Origin of the sequence: Jonesia denitrificans DSM 20603 (assembly GCF_000024065.1) — a bacterium.
In the GTDB taxonomy this organism is placed as follows: domain Bacteria; phylum Actinomycetota; class Actinomycetes; order Actinomycetales; family Cellulomonadaceae; genus Jonesia; species Jonesia denitrificans.
Map to the genome: position 1 here is coordinate 762,921 of NC_013174.1, position 16,911 is coordinate 779,831.

At 58.5% G+C, this 16,911-nt stretch carries 12 protein-coding genes; 6 read left to right on the forward strand and 6 right to left on the reverse strand.

Going from position 1 to position 16,911, the window contains the following annotated elements; genetic code table 11:
* The first annotated feature begins 61 nt into the window (after positions 1 to 61).
* On the forward strand, positions 62 to 679 hold the full coding sequence (locus tag JDEN_RS03550; RefSeq protein ID WP_143713229.1) for a hypothetical protein: 618 nt from the start codon (positions 62 to 64) through the stop codon (positions 677 to 679).
* Positions 680 to 727: 48 nt separating this feature from the next.
* Here JDEN_RS03550 and JDEN_RS03555 read toward each other — a convergent pair whose 3' ends face one another.
* Positions 728 to 2,326: a DEAD/DEAH box helicase gene (locus JDEN_RS03555; RefSeq protein WP_226926607.1), complete on the reverse strand. Its 1,599-nt coding sequence runs from the start codon at positions 2,324 to 2,326 to the stop codon at positions 728 to 730.
* A gap of 239 nt (positions 2,327 to 2,565) precedes the next feature.
* Here JDEN_RS03555 and JDEN_RS03560 point away from each other — a divergent pair, with 239 nt between their 5' ends.
* Positions 2,566 to 3,282: a ferritin-like fold-containing protein gene (locus tag JDEN_RS03560; RefSeq protein ID WP_015771000.1), complete on the forward strand. Its 717-nt coding sequence runs from the start codon at positions 2,566 to 2,568 to the stop codon at positions 3,280 to 3,282.
* A 56-nt stretch (positions 3,283 to 3,338) separates the two neighbouring features.
* On the opposite strand, the gene JDEN_RS03565 is transcribed toward JDEN_RS03560, so the two are convergent.
* Both JDEN_RS03565 and JDEN_RS03570 read right to left on the reverse strand, forming a co-directional pair.
* The gene (locus tag JDEN_RS03565) at positions 3,339 to 3,563 is read right to left on the reverse strand and encodes a DUF3107 domain-containing protein (RefSeq protein ID WP_015771001.1); all 225 of its coding nucleotides are present in this window, start codon (positions 3,561 to 3,563) and stop codon (positions 3,339 to 3,341) included.
* 74 nt (positions 3,564 to 3,637) lie between these two features.
* Entirely contained in the window at positions 3,638 to 4,375 is a 738-nt protein-coding gene (locus tag JDEN_RS03570; RefSeq protein ID WP_143713231.1) for a TetR/AcrR family transcriptional regulator, read from the reverse strand.
* 130 nt (positions 4,376 to 4,505) lie between these two features.
* Between JDEN_RS03570 and JDEN_RS03575 the strand changes: the two genes are divergently transcribed.
* Together JDEN_RS03575 and JDEN_RS03580 are read left to right on the forward strand one after the other, a co-directional pair.
* A complete protein-coding gene (locus JDEN_RS03575) occupies positions 4,506 to 7,679 on the forward strand; it encodes an ATP-dependent helicase (RefSeq protein ID WP_041287802.1) in 3,174 nt (1,057 codons plus the stop codon).
* Complete coding sequence (locus JDEN_RS03580) at positions 7,676 to 10,987, forward strand: ATP-dependent DNA helicase (RefSeq protein ID WP_015771004.1); 3,312 nt, start codon at positions 7,676 to 7,678, stop codon at positions 10,985 to 10,987. The genes JDEN_RS03575 and JDEN_RS03580 overlap by 4 nt, the downstream gene beginning before the upstream one ends.
* Here the strand turns inward: JDEN_RS03580 and JDEN_RS13365 are convergent.
* Both JDEN_RS13365 and JDEN_RS03590 read right to left on the reverse strand, forming a co-directional pair.
* Complete coding sequence (locus JDEN_RS13365; protein ID WP_015771005.1) at positions 10,981 to 12,348, reverse strand: phosphotransferase; 1,368 nt, start codon at positions 12,346 to 12,348, stop codon at positions 10,981 to 10,983. The genes JDEN_RS03580 and JDEN_RS13365 overlap by 7 nt on opposite strands.
* A 73-nt stretch (positions 12,349 to 12,421) precedes the next feature.
* Positions 12,422 to 12,697, reverse strand: coding sequence for a mycoredoxin (locus JDEN_RS03590; RefSeq protein ID WP_015771006.1), 276 nt, complete (start codon positions 12,695 to 12,697; stop codon positions 12,422 to 12,424).
* A gap of 123 nt (positions 12,698 to 12,820) precedes the next feature.
* On the opposite strand from JDEN_RS03590, the gene JDEN_RS03595 reads away from it, so the two are divergent.
* Positions 12,821 to 14,860, forward strand: a complete 2,040-nt coding sequence (locus tag JDEN_RS03595) for an ATP-dependent helicase (protein WP_041288129.1) — start codon at positions 12,821 to 12,823, stop codon at positions 14,858 to 14,860.
* A gap of 430 nt (positions 14,861 to 15,290) precedes the next feature.
* Complete coding sequence (locus JDEN_RS14235; RefSeq protein ID WP_015771009.1) at positions 15,291 to 15,680, forward strand: WhiB family transcriptional regulator; 390 nt, start codon at positions 15,291 to 15,293, stop codon at positions 15,678 to 15,680.
* A 94-nt stretch (positions 15,681 to 15,774) separates the two neighbouring features.
* Here the strand turns inward: JDEN_RS14235 and JDEN_RS03605 are convergent, their stop codons facing one another.
* Positions 15,775 to 16,776 carry a hypothetical protein gene (locus JDEN_RS03605; RefSeq protein WP_015771011.1) on the reverse strand — a complete coding sequence of 334 codons (1,002 nt, stop codon included), beginning with the start codon at positions 16,774 to 16,776 and terminating at the stop codon, positions 15,775 to 15,777.
* Between the last annotated feature and the right edge of the window lie 135 nt (positions 16,777 to 16,911).

Sequence of the window (16,911 nt, forward strand, 5' to 3'; positions counted from 1 at the left end):
ATCTTTCATCCAGTTGACACATAGTCCTAGTGACAGAGCATTCCACAAGAAAGCGGTCACCATGGCACTTCGTCCCCGCACACCTGCGCAGTTGGTTGCGCTCACTGCGCTCCTGGGGGCTGTGGTTGGTGTCACCGCATGGATGTTGATGACGCACACCGCCACGAAAGAAATCACGGTGAGTGCGGAATATCCCTCCTACGCGTCATTGGCTGACGCGCAGGAAGCCTCTGATGCGATTGTCGTTGCTCGTGTCCTGGATTCGCGTGTCGAACTCCTTGAGCCGCGGCAAGTGAAAAGTTCACGCGGCGGGGTGCGCGGGGTGGCGACATCGATTGATTCCGGTGCCCGTATCGTCGCCACTATGTACACAGTGGAAGTATCAACAGTGATCAATGGTGACACTGTGCGTGGTGGGGACACCATGACAGTGTCCCAAATCGGTGGGACGTACAAGGGAGTGACCTACATTGACCCGCAGGGGGTTGCGCTCTCGGAACTGGGCGAGTCGCTGGTTCTCCTCCTTGAGGACACTGGTGAGGGAATGTACACGCCCATCCACCCGGATATTGGTGTCTTTGAACAGCGCGCAGGGCTGCTGATTCCCGTGACCGATCGAGTTGCGCCTGAGTTTCGTGGCCTCACAGTCGACTACCTATCGTGGGCTGCGACTGAGTGACATTCCCTTCGAAGGTGTCGCAGTGGTGTGGTGGTCACAAAACCAATATCAGCGTGATGACTCTGTGCCTTCACCCTGATCTGACCGGCGGCGACGACGTTGCCGTGGACGACGCTCGCGGGTTGGCTGCGCAGACGCCGCCTGATCCTGAGGCGGCGCGGTGCTCGATGTGCCAGCGTTAGTCGTCGGTGTTGACTGCGGTGCTTCGCCTGCTTGCTGCTGGGTGCGTGGTGCGACCCGGCGGCGGGTGCGTTGGCGGGCTGGTCGGTCCCGTTCGCCTCGTGACGCTGTGTCTGTACGGCGCTGTGACGATGCGGGGGTGGACGTCTTCTTTGGGGTACGACGGCCTGTTTCACCCACGTCTTCGAGTTCTTCTGCCTGAAGCCCTGCGCGGGTTTGGCGGTCCTTGGGCAGTCGGCCTTTTGTTCCTTCAGGAATGTTGAGGTCCGTGAACAGGTGTGGGGAGGACGAGTACGTTTCAACAGGTTCTGGGATGTTTAACCCGAGCGCTTTGTTGATGAGTGTCCACGTGTGCAGATCCTCCCAGTCAACGAAGGTGACGGCGGTGCCTTTGTTTCCTGCCCGGCCTGTGCGCCCAGTACGGTGAAGGTAGACCTTGTCGTCTTCAGGGACCTGATAGTTAATGACGTGGGTGACATTCTCGACGTCAATTCCTCGTGCTGCCACGTCTGTGGCCACGAGGACGTCAACTTTTCCGTTCCGAAACGCCCGGAGTGCCTGTTCGCGGGCTCCTTGCCCAAGGTCACCGTGCAACGCACCGGCAGCGAATCCTCGTTCAGTGAGTTCGTCGGCTACCTTTGCGGCGTTGCGTTTTGTTCGGGTGAAGATGACGGACAACCCGCGCCCTCGGGCTTGCAAAATACGGGCAATCATCTCGACCTTGTCGAGTGGGTGTGCGCGATATACCACTTGGGTGATGTTCTTCACCGTGGAGCCCAAATCTTCGGGGTCCTGGGCTCTGATGTGTGTGGGTTGGTTCATGTACCGCCGCGCCATGGCGACTACAGCGCCTGGCATCGTTGCGGAGAACAGCATCATTTGGCGTACAGCAGGTGTTTGCGCGAGGATTTTCTCGACATCGGGGAGGAACCCTAGGTCAAGCATTTCGTCTGCTTCATCAAGGACGATCACCCCGGCACGAAGGAGGGTGAGGTGCTTTTGTTTCAGCATGTCAATCATGCGGCCTGGTGTTCCAACAACGACCTCAACACCCCGGTTAAGCGCCGCGATCTGCGGTTCGTATGCGCGCCCGCCATAGAGTTGGACGATCCGAACGGATCGGGTGGATGACGCCAACTCCAAGTCTTTTGCCACTTGTACGGCAAGTTCGCGGGTAGGGACGATGACAACAGCTTGTGGTTTGCCCGGGGCGGGGAGTTGGTCGAAGCCTTCCTCTCCGGGGGCGACAACGCGGTTGAGGAGAGGGAGCCCAAAACCAAGGGTTTTCCCGGTTCCTGTTTTCGCTTGCCCAATAATGTCGTGTCCAGACAATGCGACGGGCAGAGTCAACGATTGGATGGGAAACGGTGAGACAATTCCTGCTGACGCGAGCGCAGCAACGATGTCGCTACGCAGGGGGAAGTCTGCGAATGATGTGGTGAGTTCAGTATGAGAAGACGTGGTCACTTTGCCTCGTGTCGTGCGTCGTGGGCGGTGCCACACAGCGTGTGTCCTCCCGTGAGTTGGGGAGCAACGTTCACGCCGGGCACAGCGCCGGTGGGGGGCAGCCGAACGTGGAAATATGCGTCACGTGGTGACGCGGAGAGTCCTATGTCGTGACGAACGGGCAACCTCAGTACCCACCTAGTGTACCGCTCGAAGTCTTTCTTGGGCAGTAGCGCGCAAAACACCGGTATCCTTGCGGTGTGTCAGTTGATGGAACACCCCACGAAACAACCGCTTCTGCTGAGGATGTGCGCGAGTTGCTGGGCCTCTTGGCCTACACCCAACTCACGGCGAGCCTACGGTACGCACACGATGCTGGTGCCACAGACGTCTTGTCGCGTCGATTGGCTTTTGCTGAACTCGCCGCGCAAGAACACGGCCGCCTCACCGTGTTGCGTGAGCACATCGACCAGACAGGCGGTGACTCCTTGAATCTTTTGCGCCGATATCATGGCGTATTTGACGAGTATGAGTCGCGCACGCACGCGGATTCGTGGCACGAACGGATTTTGAAGGGGTATATCGGTCACAGTGTGGCGCTGGACTTTTGCCGGATCGCGGTCAGTACCGCTCCGGGTGTCACCCGAGAGCTTGTCACGACGCTGTTGGTGGATGATCGTGCACAGGACCTGGCTCGTGACGTGCTGGAAGCAAAGATCACTGACGATCACACGTTTGCTTCGCGTCTTGCGCTGTGGGGGCGCCGAGTCGTTGGAGAGGCGTTGGGGCAAGTTCAGCAAGTAGTGTCGCGAGAACCTGCGCTGGCGAGGCTCTTGTCCGGTGGGGCCGCTGGTTCGGGGTTCACTCCTGACTCAACGGCCCCCACAGATGAGGACAAACAACTCATGGCGTGGCTGTACGCCCAATTAACGGCTGAGCATTCTCGCCGGATGGATCGCCTGGGACTTGCTGCTTAGTTCCTAGATCACGCGTCAGATCAGGCATGGTGGAGATACTCGGGGACATGTGGGTGTTAAAACTGTGCAAATCCCACGGGGCGTTTGTCCGACTCGCCAAACTCAACGTACGCAATGGACTTACCAGGAATAATGATGTGACGTCCTTTTGATGTGGTGAGAGCGAGGGGTTCACCCTTGTCAATGGCCGTGCTCACGTGTTGTGTCAGTGAGTCTGCGTCTGTGTCGGTCTCAAAAGTGACTTCGCGTGTCAGGTTGTGAATGCCAATAGTGACCTGCATGATGGCTCGCTTTCATCGTCGACAGTTGTTAGTGGGTGGCCTCCTGTTGATGCGCACCCACTGTCTTTGCCATCTTAAGTGGGTGCGATCGCCGCGACTGTCTGCGCGGAAGCCTTTCCCTCACGGCGTAACATTCCTGAGATGCCATACCAGGCGAAACGTGCAAGCAGGTCGATGTGCTCCTCCCGGTTGAGTGCGGCTGCTGTGTGATGCAGAACATCGACTGCTGCGTGACGGGCCAACGCGGTCGCACACCGTGCGATGGTGACGGCTTCGTGGTCGCTGAGCTCTGTGATATGGGTGAGTCGAGTGGCAACACGGTGGGCGACAAGCTCTGACGGTTCCTGAATTTTTTCCCGGATATGGTCATCACGGGTGACGTCAGATTCGAAGAGAAGGGTGGCACTGCCCCCCGACTGTTCCGCAAACTCAACATACGCACGCATGATGGCACGGACCGTTGCAAGCCCTATGGTGTTACTGGTGTCATGTGCGCCATCGTGGCGGTGATGGCGAAGATCAGGAGCCGCCGTGGGCGAGTTGAAGATGTCCGACTGGTCGAGAGCGTCGTCAACGGCACGTAACAGTGCGCATTTACGGTCATCAATCGTGGCAAGGTACAGGTCGCGCTTGGAAGGGAAATGGCGGTACAGTACGGGCTTACTGACCTGCGCAGCAACTGCGATCTCGTCCATCGTGATGTGGTGAAACCCGTGCGACGCGAACATAGCTTGGGCGCGCTCAAGGAGTTGTGCGCGGCGGTCCTGTTTTGTCATCCGCCTGCGTGGGGGCTGCGCAGGTAAGGAGCTCACAAGTCCCACCCTAAAGTCCTTCCAGATGGAAAGACAACAGTTTTTATATGGTGGACATTCGGGAAGTCTCACGTGCCTGAGTACTCGTGTCTGTTGCAGCGATGTCAGAAGCGTGTGATTCCATGTGGGAGTGGACACTCCCCTTGACCCTTCGCAGCGCGCATTTCTTGACGCCTACGAGAACACCAACAACAATCTCGTTCTCGTTGGAGCACCAGGCAGCGGGAAAACACACACCATGGTTGAACTTGTCCGACACGCAGTGCACCGTGGTGTTTCCACAGAGCGAGTACTTGTCCTCGCTGCCACCCGTCACCTCGCGTCAGTGCTGCGTACTCGAATCACACAAGTGATCGATGTGCCTGTCCGCGGAGCTATCGCCCGAACAGCACCAGCCCTTGCCTATTCTCTCCTGTCAGCACACGCGGCTGCGCAATCACAACCGTTACCACGGCTGATTACTGGACCAGAACAAGACCACCTTTTAGCACAGATTCTCGCCGGTCACGCCCAAGGGCTTGTCCCGGCTCCAGCGTGGCCTCCCAGTGTTCCCCCTCAGACGTTGTCACTGCGCGGGTTTCGTGACGAACTGCGTGACCTGTTTATGCGGGTCGCTGAGCATGGCTTGACCTCTGGCGAGCTCTTCGAATTAGGTCAACGCCATGAGCGGCCGGATTGGTGTGCGGCAGCACAGGTGCTCGCGGAATATGACACCGTTGTGGAGTTGTCGAGTATGCAACCAGACGTAGGTCGGCGTGACGACCCCGCACGAATTGTGTCTTCAGCTGCGGACATCCTGTCACACTGGGACACCGGTGGGCGTCCCACCTATGATCTTGTCATCGTTGACGATGCCCAAGAAATGACTGCTGCAACAGTGGCTCTTCTCCAGGTACTTCACCGTGATGGGGCCAGAATAGTGATGGCAGGGGACCCGGATATGACCGTCCAAGGTTTTCGTGGTGCCTCTCCTCGCCACCTCAACCAAGCGACGTTCCCGCGCACTGCCCCAGGTGGATTTGCCGCTGAGCGCTTGACCCTCTCCACTGTATGGCGTAGCCATCCCGCAGTACGCGAACGGGTCCGCGAGGTGACCTCAGCCATCGCATCGGCAGGAATTGTAGCTCACCGGCGCGCCACCTCACGACACGTTAACCGTGCACAGGACCCCCAAGCCTCACCGCCCGATGAGAAACCAACCACCGTTTCGCGGACTCAGCCCGGTGTTGAAGCACACCTTGCCCCCAGCATTCACGTTGAAACAAGTGCGATCGTCAACACACTTCGACACTGGCACATTGATGAAGCCATCGCATGGTCGTCCATGGCCGTGATAGCCCGGTCGACTGCTCATCTCCAGAGGATTCGCCGAGCCCTCGAACGAGCCCAGGTTCCCGTCACTGTCCTGGGAACAGACGTTGCTTTGCGTGATGAACCCGCGGTCCGTGGACTCTTGGATGTTCTTGCACTGGCCCGAGACGACACCATCGACCTCGACCTTGTCCTGCGAGTCCTTCAAGGAGTGTACGGGGGGTTGGATTCGCTCGGTATCCGTCAATTGCGCCGCCATCTACGGTCCGCAGAACTTCGTCAAGACGGCGCACGGACCTCCGATGAACTTCTCATTGACCTTATGGCAACTATCCGTGATCACGGACACCATGACATTCCTCCGCACCACGTTGCAGCGGCAGCAATTGGTCGTCTCACGGCGATGATCCAAGCAGCCTGCACTGTGATGCAGGGCCACACACACGATGCGCAAACAGCACTGTGGGCGGTGTGGGACGCGGCCCAAGTGGCCCCCACATGGCGGCACATCGCTCTGTCGGACTCCCCGGCATCGGGGCGCGCACATGATGACCTTGACGCAGTGATGGCACTCTTCCGGTCGGCGGAAACTCATGTGGACCGCATGCCAGACCCGTCCGTCGAGTCATTTATTGCGTTTATCGAAGCGCAGGACCTTCCTGCCGATTCATTGGCAATTCGCAACCAATCAGACCACGTCGTCTCCCTGCTCACCCCGCAAGCAGCAGCTGGCCGACAATGGCAACGAGTGATCATCACTGCACTCCAAGACGGAATCTGGCCAAACCTCACACTGCGAGACTCCCTGTTAGGGTCGCTTCACCTGGTCGACATTCTCACTGGCCGGGCAAGTGAAGACGGCGGTCCCCGCGATTCAGCTGCTCGTACTGACATCCTTCACGACGAGTTGCGGTCATTTGCTCTGTCCCTGTCGCGTGCACAAGAACACGTCATGCTGACGGCAGTTGATGACGATGAACAATCCCCATCCCCGTTCCTTCACCTGGCAGCACCACAACCGCGTCCTATCACGCTGGGAGACGAATCAGGTCCCCTCGACATGAGATCGGTGACAACCGCGGCTCGAGCTGCGCTCCATCAAGCGCTCCTGCGTGAGGACGCCGAGCAAGCCCACCAACTGGCATCTCTCTTGGCCGCAATGGAACCCCACACTCCCGCTTCTGACCCACACACGTGGTACCAAGCACATCCAGTCAGCACAACACTCCCGCTGTTCCACGAGCTCACGACTCTTCCGTTGTCCCCCTCTCGCGTCGACGTCGCTCAGACATGCTCACTGCGCTGGGCGCTCGAAACATCAGGAGGCCAACCAGCCTCAGGGCTCTCCCAAAGCGTGGGCACACTCATCCACGACGTCGCTGCACATGCGCCAATGGGGACGATCACGCAGTTCACACAACTCCTTGACGAACGCTGGGACCAACTGAACTTACCTCCCGGTTGGCCCGCCCAACGACTTCGAAGCCAAGCACAAACCATGGTAGGTAAACTCGCGCAATACACCTCCATGGTCCGTGATGACGTCGTTGAGGTTCTTGTCGAACACCCCTTCACCGTCGAGATCGCTGGTGCACGGATCAGTGGCAGCATTGACCGGGTTGAAATCCTCCGCTCAGGAGACGCACGAATTGTTGACCTCAAAACCGGGCGTACTGCACCTACACAAGCTGACACCCAGGTCAATCCGCAACTAGGGATCTATCAACTTGCGGTCCTCCATGGTGCAGTGCCAGGCGTCGAGCACACGCACGGTGCCGACCTGCTGTACATAGCTACCCCCACCAAGAAACCCACAACACGCCACCAACCACCGCTGACAGAGCCTGACAACAACTGGGTGACAACGCTCATTGAGGACACCGTGACGACCATGCGTTCCGCATCAATGACTGCGCACCGTAACCGGCTCTGTGATCAGTGTCCGGTACGCACTAGTTGTCCGCTGCACACTGACGGGAGGCACCTGTCATGACACGCTTACCTCTCAGCGCCCGAGATATTGCACAATTGCTGGATCTGCCTCACCCCACTGTGGAACAACAAGCAATCATTGAAGCTCCCCTTGAGTCCATGCTTGTGATTGCAGGGGCGGGGTCGGGGAAAACGGAAACCATGTCAGCCCGGGTTGTCTGGCTGATTGCCAATCAGATCATTGCTCCAGAACGAGTCCTCGGGTTGACGTTCACTCGTAAGGCGGCCGGAGAACTGACTGAACGCATCCGTGCCCGTCTGGCCCACCTTGACCGTGTCGCCCCTGGGCTTACTTCCCGGCGCATCGACACCAACAACGACAGACACACCACTGCTGACACCCCACCAGCATTGAGCGCCCTGGCGCGTCCCACGATCTCCACCTACAACTCCTATGCTGCCTCACTGGTCACCGAACACGGGTTACGCATCGGCAGGGAACCCGGCGCCCGCCTCCTGACCGAAGCGAGCATCTGGGCGATGGTGTCAGACATTGTTGACCACTGGCAAGAAGACCTTGACACGGACTACGCCGTGTCAACAATGACCGATGCGGTGGTTACCCTCGCGGGAGAACTCGCCGATCATCTCCTCACAGTGCCCGAGGCCGCAACCCAACTCGATCACCTACTGGAGAGCCTCGCAGACCTCCCCTTAGCTGGGCGAAGCCTCGCCCCCTCCGTTGCCAAGCTTGGGAAGCAACTCGCCACGAAACGGCGCCTACTCGACTTAGTCTCGGAGTATCACCGGGTCAAACGTCACTCAGAGTCCATGGATTTCTCAGACCAAGTGGTTCTGGCTGCTGAACTTGCTCGTGACCATCCGTTTGTCGCCGACACAGAACGACGACGTTTCGCTGTCGTATTACTTGACGAATACCAAGACACCTCGTACGCACAAATCCAGCTCCTCACCGCACTCTTTGGTGATGGGCACCCGGTCACTGCAGTGGGGGACCCGAACCAATCAATCTATGGGTGGCGCGGAGCCAGCGCCTCAGGGCTCACCAGGTTCCCTCGCGACTTTCCCCGCCCCAACGGCACCCCTGCATCGATCGCTTCCCTGTCCACCTCGTGGCGCAACGATGCACAGATCCTGTCGGCGGCTCACCGGATCGCGCTGCCTCTTGCGAGCGCCTCCGCCCTGCCCCTACCCACGTTGTCTACTCGACCTGGTGCTGGGACAGGAAGCGTCACCGTGGGGTACTACCTGTCAGCACAAGACGAAGCACAAGGCATTGCCGATTTCTTCACTCGCCACTTCGTTCCAGGGATGACCACTGCTGCAGTGTTGTGTCGAGCACGAAAACAGTTTCCCCTCCTTGAAGAAACTCTGCGGAACGCAGGCCTCCCCGTTGAAGTGGTGGGTTTGGGTGGGCTCCTGCACACCCCAGAAATCCGTGACCTCGTCAGTATGCTTGAGGTAGTCCACGACCCATCCAGAGGAGATTCCCTGATGCGGTTACTGACTGGACCACGCTTCCACCTGGGGGCACACGACATCCACACCCTCGGTGTGTGGGCACGCGAACTGAGTTCCCGGGCTCACGGTTACAGCGGCCCCCCGCGCGGAGCATTACGTGAAGCAGCTGACGAACGATCCATCGTGGACGCACTCGCACAACTGCCCCCACGCTCGTGGCAGGGGCACCATGGCGAAACATTCAGCGAAGCAGGGTATGAGCGGCTGACTCAACTCTCCGCACTGATCGATGCACTGCGCCAGCAAACCTATCTGGCATTGCCCGAGTTTGTGGACGCAACCGAGCGAGCATTGGGGCTTGACGTTGAGGTGGCGCTACGGGCAGCGCATCGACACGCGGAAACAGGGACCACGGATCCGTCGGACCCGTGGGGTCGCGCGCACCTTGACGCTTTCCGTTCCGTGGTGACAGATTTTGTTCACCAAGCGGTGCACCCCACATTGGGTGCACTACTCGCATGGCTTGACGATGCCCGTGACCGAGAACGTGGACTGGACCGGCCAACAGGACACCTCGACCCGCACGCGATTCACCTCATTACGGTGCACGCAGCAAAAGGGTTGGAATGGGACCTTGTGGCTGTCCCAGCGCTCAGCGACGGTGTTTTCCCCTCCACCGCGACGACCACGCCGCGAGGCCCCACAGATTCTGGGTGGACCAGTCACCTGGGTGCGTTGCCATTTTCCCTTCGGGGAGATGCCCCTGATCTTCCCCATCTCTCCCTCGCTGATGCTGACCATGATGCGGAAATTGCGCGTCGACTCACCGAGTTCACGGCGCAGTGCGGGCACTACCAGGTTGCTGAAGAACGACGTCTTGCCTATGTGGCGTACACCCGTGCGCGCACTGCACTGCTCGTCACAGGTGCCTGGTGGCGCACCGGGAAAACCGCGACCCCACCCTCACCATTCCTCACCGAACTCCTTGACATTGACGGGGTTCAGATTGCAGACCTCGTGACCGAACCAGGAGACGACAACCCGCACCCACCTGACGGTGACACAGCAGTATGGCCACAATCGCTGGTTGACGACATCACCAAGCGTGCTGCTGACCTTGTCATGAGTACACGCCACAACGGCAGACCGATACTTGACCACATCGGCCCGGTACAGGTCCACGGAGTTGACCTCGCGCAGCGAGCGCGACAGGTCTTGAACGTCCAGCAGCGCCCGCGAGGCTCATCAGTGATATTCCCCGACCACGTCAGCGTCTCCGGGTTGGTGGAACTTTCCGCCGACCGCGAAGGTTTCCTCACCCAATACCAGCGCCCCATTCCTCGCCAACCGTCGCCGCAATCACGACGGGGAACAACCTTCCACCTCTGGGTGGAACAGTTTTATGGGCACACCCCGCTGTTCGACATGGATGACCTCGATAACACCAGCGACAGCGACGACCATGGTACGGACCGCACACTTGACGAACTGAAAGCGACATTTGAACAGTCACGGTGGGCACGGCTCACACCCAAGGAACTCGAAGCAGACATCGACGTTGTCATAGCTGGAGTGGTTATTCGAGCTCGAATAGACGCTGTCTTTGATGACCCTGACCGCCCTGGCGGTGTCATCGTCGTGGACTGGAAAACAGGGCGTGCCCCCACAACCGATGCCGACCAGCGTCACCGTAACGTACAACTGGCGGTCTACCGTCTTGCGTGGGCAACATGGTCAGGGTGTGACATCAACGATGTGACAGCAGCGTTCTACTACGTGGCGCAGGACCTCACAGTGATCCCAGACCAACTTCCAGAAAGAGAGGAACTCGAACGTCTTGTGCGTCATGCCGGAAACATCCAGGGTGTTGGCCCCCAGGATCACTGAGAGGTGTTCTTCGGTGAGTCGGCACTCCTGGGTGAGGAAGACACCTGCCGAAAAGCAACAGTTGGAGTATCTGCATAAGGTTGGGGAGGCCGACGGTGCGAGTAGTCGGGGATGACAAGGTCCGTTAACGTCGCCCACGGGTCGTCGACGGTCTGCGCATTGTCGCCACCCTCCTCATCGCTGTCGCCTGTTGCCGACACCGGCCGTAGGCGCGGAATTCCACCCGTTTCCGCGATCGCACCAGTAGGAAGACGACCGGCAGCACTCCGATCCACCCTGGGTAACGAGCCAGTGTCACCAACGACGCGCTCGCGGCCTGCAGGCCGAGTCACAGATGCCTGAGACACATCAAACTCATCACTGCCCTCAAGCGCATCAACAAGATCAGCGATCATGACCCGTGCATCATCAACGACCTCAGAATTGTGAGTACGCACCCCGTGGAGCAACCATTGTGCGAGCGCAAATTCACTGGCAAACGTTGCCCGATCAAGGAGGTGGCGGTCAGCGCTTTCTGTCACACGCATGTGATACGCCTCAACGATTGATTCCACACAATCTGCAGGGGCACCAGCCACAAGCCACGCGAGATCTTCTGCGGGATCACCGCCTTGAACTGCATCCCAATCAACAATCCCCGACACTTGCCCATGCGCCATGATGATGGAATCTGCTGACAACTGACTATGGGTAATAACAGGTCGGAATCGCCACAACGCAACGTTCTCGAGTGCTGACTCCCACCTACGCAACAGTGGTGCCGGGATAGCGCCGGTCCCCGCAGCTTCGTCTAACTCTGCAAGCCGGCGCTCGCGATGTTGCTGAGCCGAATACACCGGGAGACCGCAGGCTTCAACAAGTGTCAGCGGGAGCGAATGGAGTGCGGCAATTGCTCGTCCCAATGAAGCAGCGGCACCAGGGCCTGGTCGCATGGCTTCGAGACGTAATTGGTTGCCGGTCACTCTTGGGTACACGATTGCCCGTCCGCCTCCAATGAGCGGGGCAGATCCAGCAACACGTGGGACAACAAATGGTAGCTCTCCGGAATCAACGGCCGGTTCTAGCCGTTGGAGGAAAGCGACCTCAGCTTCAAGAGTTGCCCCTGCCGCCGCGGTGCGAGGCAGACGGACAACCCATTGACGTGATTCGGAGTCCACAGCAACGGCTGCTTGATACCCGTCGGCACTGCGGATAGGGAACGCATGCCACACATCGAGACCTGGAAGCGCCACGGTTGCCAGCGCTGCAAGGGCAAGCGGGGACTTCCATGCGAGAGGTGCAGGTGTGCCTGCGTGCTCGTTTCCCGGGGCATGGGGTGCCGGTGAGGGGGTCGCGTCCGATGGTGAGGGTGAAGGATGCACACCCCTAGGGTAGCCGCATGAGTGTGGACGACGGCGGACGAACACCGGTGTGGTGTCGCCCGCCGCTGTCAGCTCAGGAGGACAGTTGCTCCAGTTTGTCTTTGACCTGCGCAAGACTTGGATTGGTCATCGCGGTGCCATCAGCGAACACGAGGGTTGGGACAGTCTGGTTTCCACCATTGACAGATTCGACGTAGTCGGCTGTGCCAGGGGTTTCTTCGATATTGATTTCCGTGTAAGGGATGTTGGCGGAGTTGAGTTGGGTTGTGAGGCGGCGGCAGTAGCCGCACCATGAGGTGGAGTACATCACAACCGAACCTGGGGATGCGGGGAACGGTGAGGCGCTCATCGTTACTCCTTTCCTAAGAGGCACGTGTGTTGGGCAACTTACCATGTGTCGTGCAGTGGAGCAGAAATCGCCCGGGTGTGGATGGGGCAGGTGTGGTACCTCCAACCTGACACAATGGTGAAGATGACTGCGCCACACCTGCCCACTGCTGACGAAATTCTTGATGCGCTTGACCCTGACCAGCGCGCGGTTGCGACCACGCTTTCTGGCCCGGTGTGTGTGCTCGCAGGTGCTGGGACTGGGAAGACTCGGGCAATTACTCACCGGATCGCGTATGGGGTACGGACCGGCCACTACGCTCCAACTTCTGTGCTTGCAGTGACGTTTACTGCGCGTGCCGCAGGTGAAATGCGTGCGCGTCTTGCCCAATTGGGGGTCGTGGGTGTGCAGGCGAGAACGTTTCACGCCGCCGCGCTGAAGCAGCTGTCGTATTTTTGGCCACGTGTTGTGGGCGGAGCGCCACCAACAATTGTGGAACACAAAGCACGTCTGGTGGCGTTAGCGGCAACTCGCGTGGGTGTGGAAGTGGATCGAGTGGCAGTCCGTGACTTAGCGAGCGAGATTGAGTGGGCGAAAGTGACGATGCTCGCCCCACAGGACTATGTGACAGCTGCTCAGGCTACAGGCCGTGCGGCACCAGCCGGGAGTGATTTTCGAGATGTCGCCCGACTGCTTGACGCATATGAGGAGGTCAAAGAGCTCGCGGGCGTGATCGACTTTGAGGATGTGTTGTTGCTTCTGGGAGGCATGTTGCATGACCGACCTGATGTGGCCCGTCAGGTGCGTGATCAGTATCGCCGGTTTGTGGTGGATGAGTACCAGGACGTGTCTCCATTGCAGCAGTTTGTTTTGGATCAGTGGTTGGGGCAGCGCCGCGAGGTGTGTGTTGTGGGGGACCCTAGCCAGACGATCTACTCGTTCACGGGGGCAACGCCGCATCATCTGTTGAACTTTGGGGCCCGGTATCACGATGCGACAACGATTCGTCTGGTGCGTGACTATCGGTCCTCGCCGCAAATTGTGCATGTGGCAAATACCCTCCTTGCATCAGCCACTGACCGAGATAAAGTCCCGGTTTTAGAGTTGGTATCTCAACGAGAACCTGGCCCTGAGGTGGGCTTTGAGGTGTATGAGGATGATGTGGCTGAGGCGCAGGGAGTGGCGCGTCATGTGAAGGAACTGGTTGATGCAGGTGCCGCGGCCAGTGATGTTGCTGTGTTAGTGCGGACCAACGCACAACTTGAGCAGTATGAAGAAGCGTTGTCTGCGGTGGGTTTGTCCACGCAGGTTCGTGGGGGTGAACGTTTCTTCTCCAGAAAAGATGTCCGTTCAGCTGTTGTTCTCTTGCAAGGGGCGGCGAAGGCAGGAACAGGCGATGATGCGATCAGTGTCATTGATGATTGCGTCCGCAGTGTGGGATGGAGTAATGACCCGCCACAGACACGTGGGGCAGTTCGGGACCGCTGGGAGGCGCTTGATGCGTTGCGACGCCTTTGCCATGAGCTTGTTTCACAGGGCAATGACCTCGCGCAGGTGGTCGCAGAAATCCAGGAACGAGCGCGTCACCATCATGCGCCCACAGTGGACTCTGTGACTCTTGCGTCTCTTCATGCTGCGAAAGGGCTTGAGTGGCCAATAGTTCACCTCGCAGGAATGAGTGAGGGGTTGATGCCGATCTCGTTGGCTGCGACACCAACTGCGATCGCTGAAGAACGGCGATTGTTGTATGTCGGGATGACTCGCGCTCAGGAGTTGTTGACCTTGTCGTATTCTCAGTCACGGTCCGGAACGAGCCGGTCAGTGCGTCAGGTCTCGCGGTTCCTCGCCCCATTGTGGCCTGGAGGGGCTCCAGCGTCCCGTTCTCGCACACAACGAGCTGTCCCACGCGATGGTTTCGATTCGTTCGGACGGGCGGGCGCTCAGGAAATGGATCGTGCGGTGTTTGAGGCGTTGAAGGCATGGCGCACACAGGTTGCAACCCGTCATGATATGGCAGACCATGCCGTCTTATCGACCAGCGTGATGCGGGCACTCGCGACAGCTCGGCCCGGGAATCGCGACGCTCTGGTTGCAGTTCGTGGCATGGGGCAGCAAAGGGTTGTGATGTGGGGAGAGGAGATCCTTGAGGTCATCCAAAAGTATGGTTCGCACACAACTTCATAAAAAAAGTTCAATAATCAGTTGCCCTTGTATGCACGGGCACCATAGTGTTGTTTCTGTCAGTGAAAACGCGGCTTTGCACTTGTGTGCTTGCCCTGTCTTAGGAGGAGGTGGAACGACGATGAAGAACATGAACCTTGCGGCTCGTGGACTACCGCTTTACGTGAATCGACTTCGTTCTACCACCGGGCTCCCTGAACGTGCAGGGCGTCCACTGGGCGATCAGCCCATACCTCCGCGGACTCACTTGACACTCCAATGATGTGTTGACGTCCACCTAGGATGATCCTCCTCATTGTCTGAGGATGTGACCGCCGCGGAGATCCAACTGGGATCCGCGGTTTTTGTGTATTGGCACAAACTTCACCATCACGATGGCTGATATCCGCGTATCCCGCACCTTCATGAGATTTGGGATACACAGGAGGATATTGTGCGATCAGCAGCGATGCTTGACGCAATGGCCAGCGAGACGACAACGCTGGCGTCGCCCACAACTGAGTTGACGAACTCGTCTGCTCGTACGTCGGCGACTGCGACAAAACCCCTCAGCACCACGGAAAAGGGTGCGTTTCGTGACCTTGTTCAAACCCTCATTCCGTGCCGGAATGAAGATCCTGAACTGTGGTTCGCAGAGCACACCCCGCTTATTGACCAGGCAAAAGAACTATGCCAGCAGTGTCCGCTCATGAGCGAATGTTTGCAAAGTGCGCTGGACCGTCAGGAGCCATGGGGAGTATGGGGCGGACAGTCTCTCGTTGATGGGCGGATTGTTGCCCGCAAGAGAGGACGGGGACGTCCTCGTAAAGACGAGGCGGCATGAGATGAACCGCCCAGTCAATGTACGCGTCGATAAGCACACGGCGCCGGCCGTTATCGCCGGCGCCGTGTCGCCTTTTCTGGGCACCTCAGTGTGATCACTGTCGTATCCCACTCGCCAGTGTGGGCGAAGAATGAGTCTTGAAGTAGTCACACGGGTGACAAGATCCCCATTTATGACGTTGTGGTAACACTGCGCCGTTGGACACTGTCATCACGTGAGTGCTTGTGTGTGGTTGTTCACCACCGAGGAAAGAGGCAATCTCGTGTCCGGCAATTGCCGCAGCCACTGCACGAGAGGTGTGCGAATACGGTGGGTCATCTGTATCTGCGACTGGAGCAGAGCGAGAATGTGTCGGTGTGTTCTGCAGAGACGCTGTACAGCAGTCCACACACGCTGTGGAGCCAGGAATGACAAAAGGGCCGATACGAATGCGTGTTGCTTCCTCCACAACAAAAAGATGTGGAACATGCTCAACGCTGAGCATGGCGGAGGCTAAACGATCATGATCCTCACCCCGTGCCTTGATGACGACGACATCGATCGGAGAATCTGCTCGTCGAATGGTGACCGGGTAACGTGTGGTCAGGTAAGAAATGGCACCCTCACGTCGGCTACGACCGCGTTCAAATACTCCTGAGAGGATCCCGGAGGGCTGCGGAGCGCCGACATCGTCGATCACGAGATGGCGGACACCCAACCCCACCGCATGTGTGATGAGAGCCACCGTTGTTGGTGACAGGCCGCGCACCGCAACAACTGCCCGGGAACGGCGATCCAGGATGATGCGTGATTCTTCGACACCGTACCCCTGTGCTTGTAATGCCGCCTCTTCCCACCTCATGTGTGCGGGAGCTGGGCGCGCCGCGGGCGCGGGTGTGACCGGGGCGTGGACAAGAAAGCCCGCATCAGTGAGGAGCTTTTGCGTCCTTGTTGCACGGGCAGGGACAGTCAACGGGATAGATGTTGACAAACTGCGAAGCCAGCGTTCGGTCTCAAGATCAACATCGGTTAGACAGAGTTGTTCGTCCCTGTTGCCAAATACCACAACTGTTCCGTGTGAGGGAAACGTCAAGCACGCACCATCTCGTAGTTCCATACCGTCCACTGTGGGTCATGAATATCGTGATAGTGAGTTTTCCACAGGGGCCATTGGGTGCACGGGGCAGTGTCCGGCGATGGCGGCGCAGTGAGCGTTGCGTTCACCACATGAGGGGGTGTCGTTCGCTACAGT

What these genes read in the sequence shown, in the direction of transcription:
- JDEN_RS03590 (WP_015771006.1), bottom strand. Translation starts at nt 12,697, where the DNA reads ATGAGCGCCTCACCGTTCCCCGCATCCCCAGGTTCGGTTGTGATGTAC.
- JDEN_RS03605 (WP_015771011.1), bottom strand. Translation starts at nt 16,776, where the DNA reads ATGGAACTACGAGATGGTGCGTGCTTGACGTTTCCCTCACACGGAACA.
- JDEN_RS03565 (WP_015771001.1), bottom strand. Translation starts at nt 3,563, where the DNA reads ATGCAGGTCACTATTGGCATTCACAACCTGACACGCGAAGTCACTTTT.
- JDEN_RS03580 (WP_015771004.1), top strand. Translation starts at nt 7,676, where the DNA reads ATGACACGCTTACCTCTCAGCGCCCGAGATATTGCACAATTGCTGGAT.
- JDEN_RS03550 (WP_143713229.1), top strand. Translation starts at nt 62, where the DNA reads ATGGCACTTCGTCCCCGCACACCTGCGCAGTTGGTTGCGCTCACTGCG.
- JDEN_RS03595 (WP_041288129.1), top strand. Translation starts at nt 12,821, where the DNA reads ATGACTGCGCCACACCTGCCCACTGCTGACGAAATTCTTGATGCGCTT.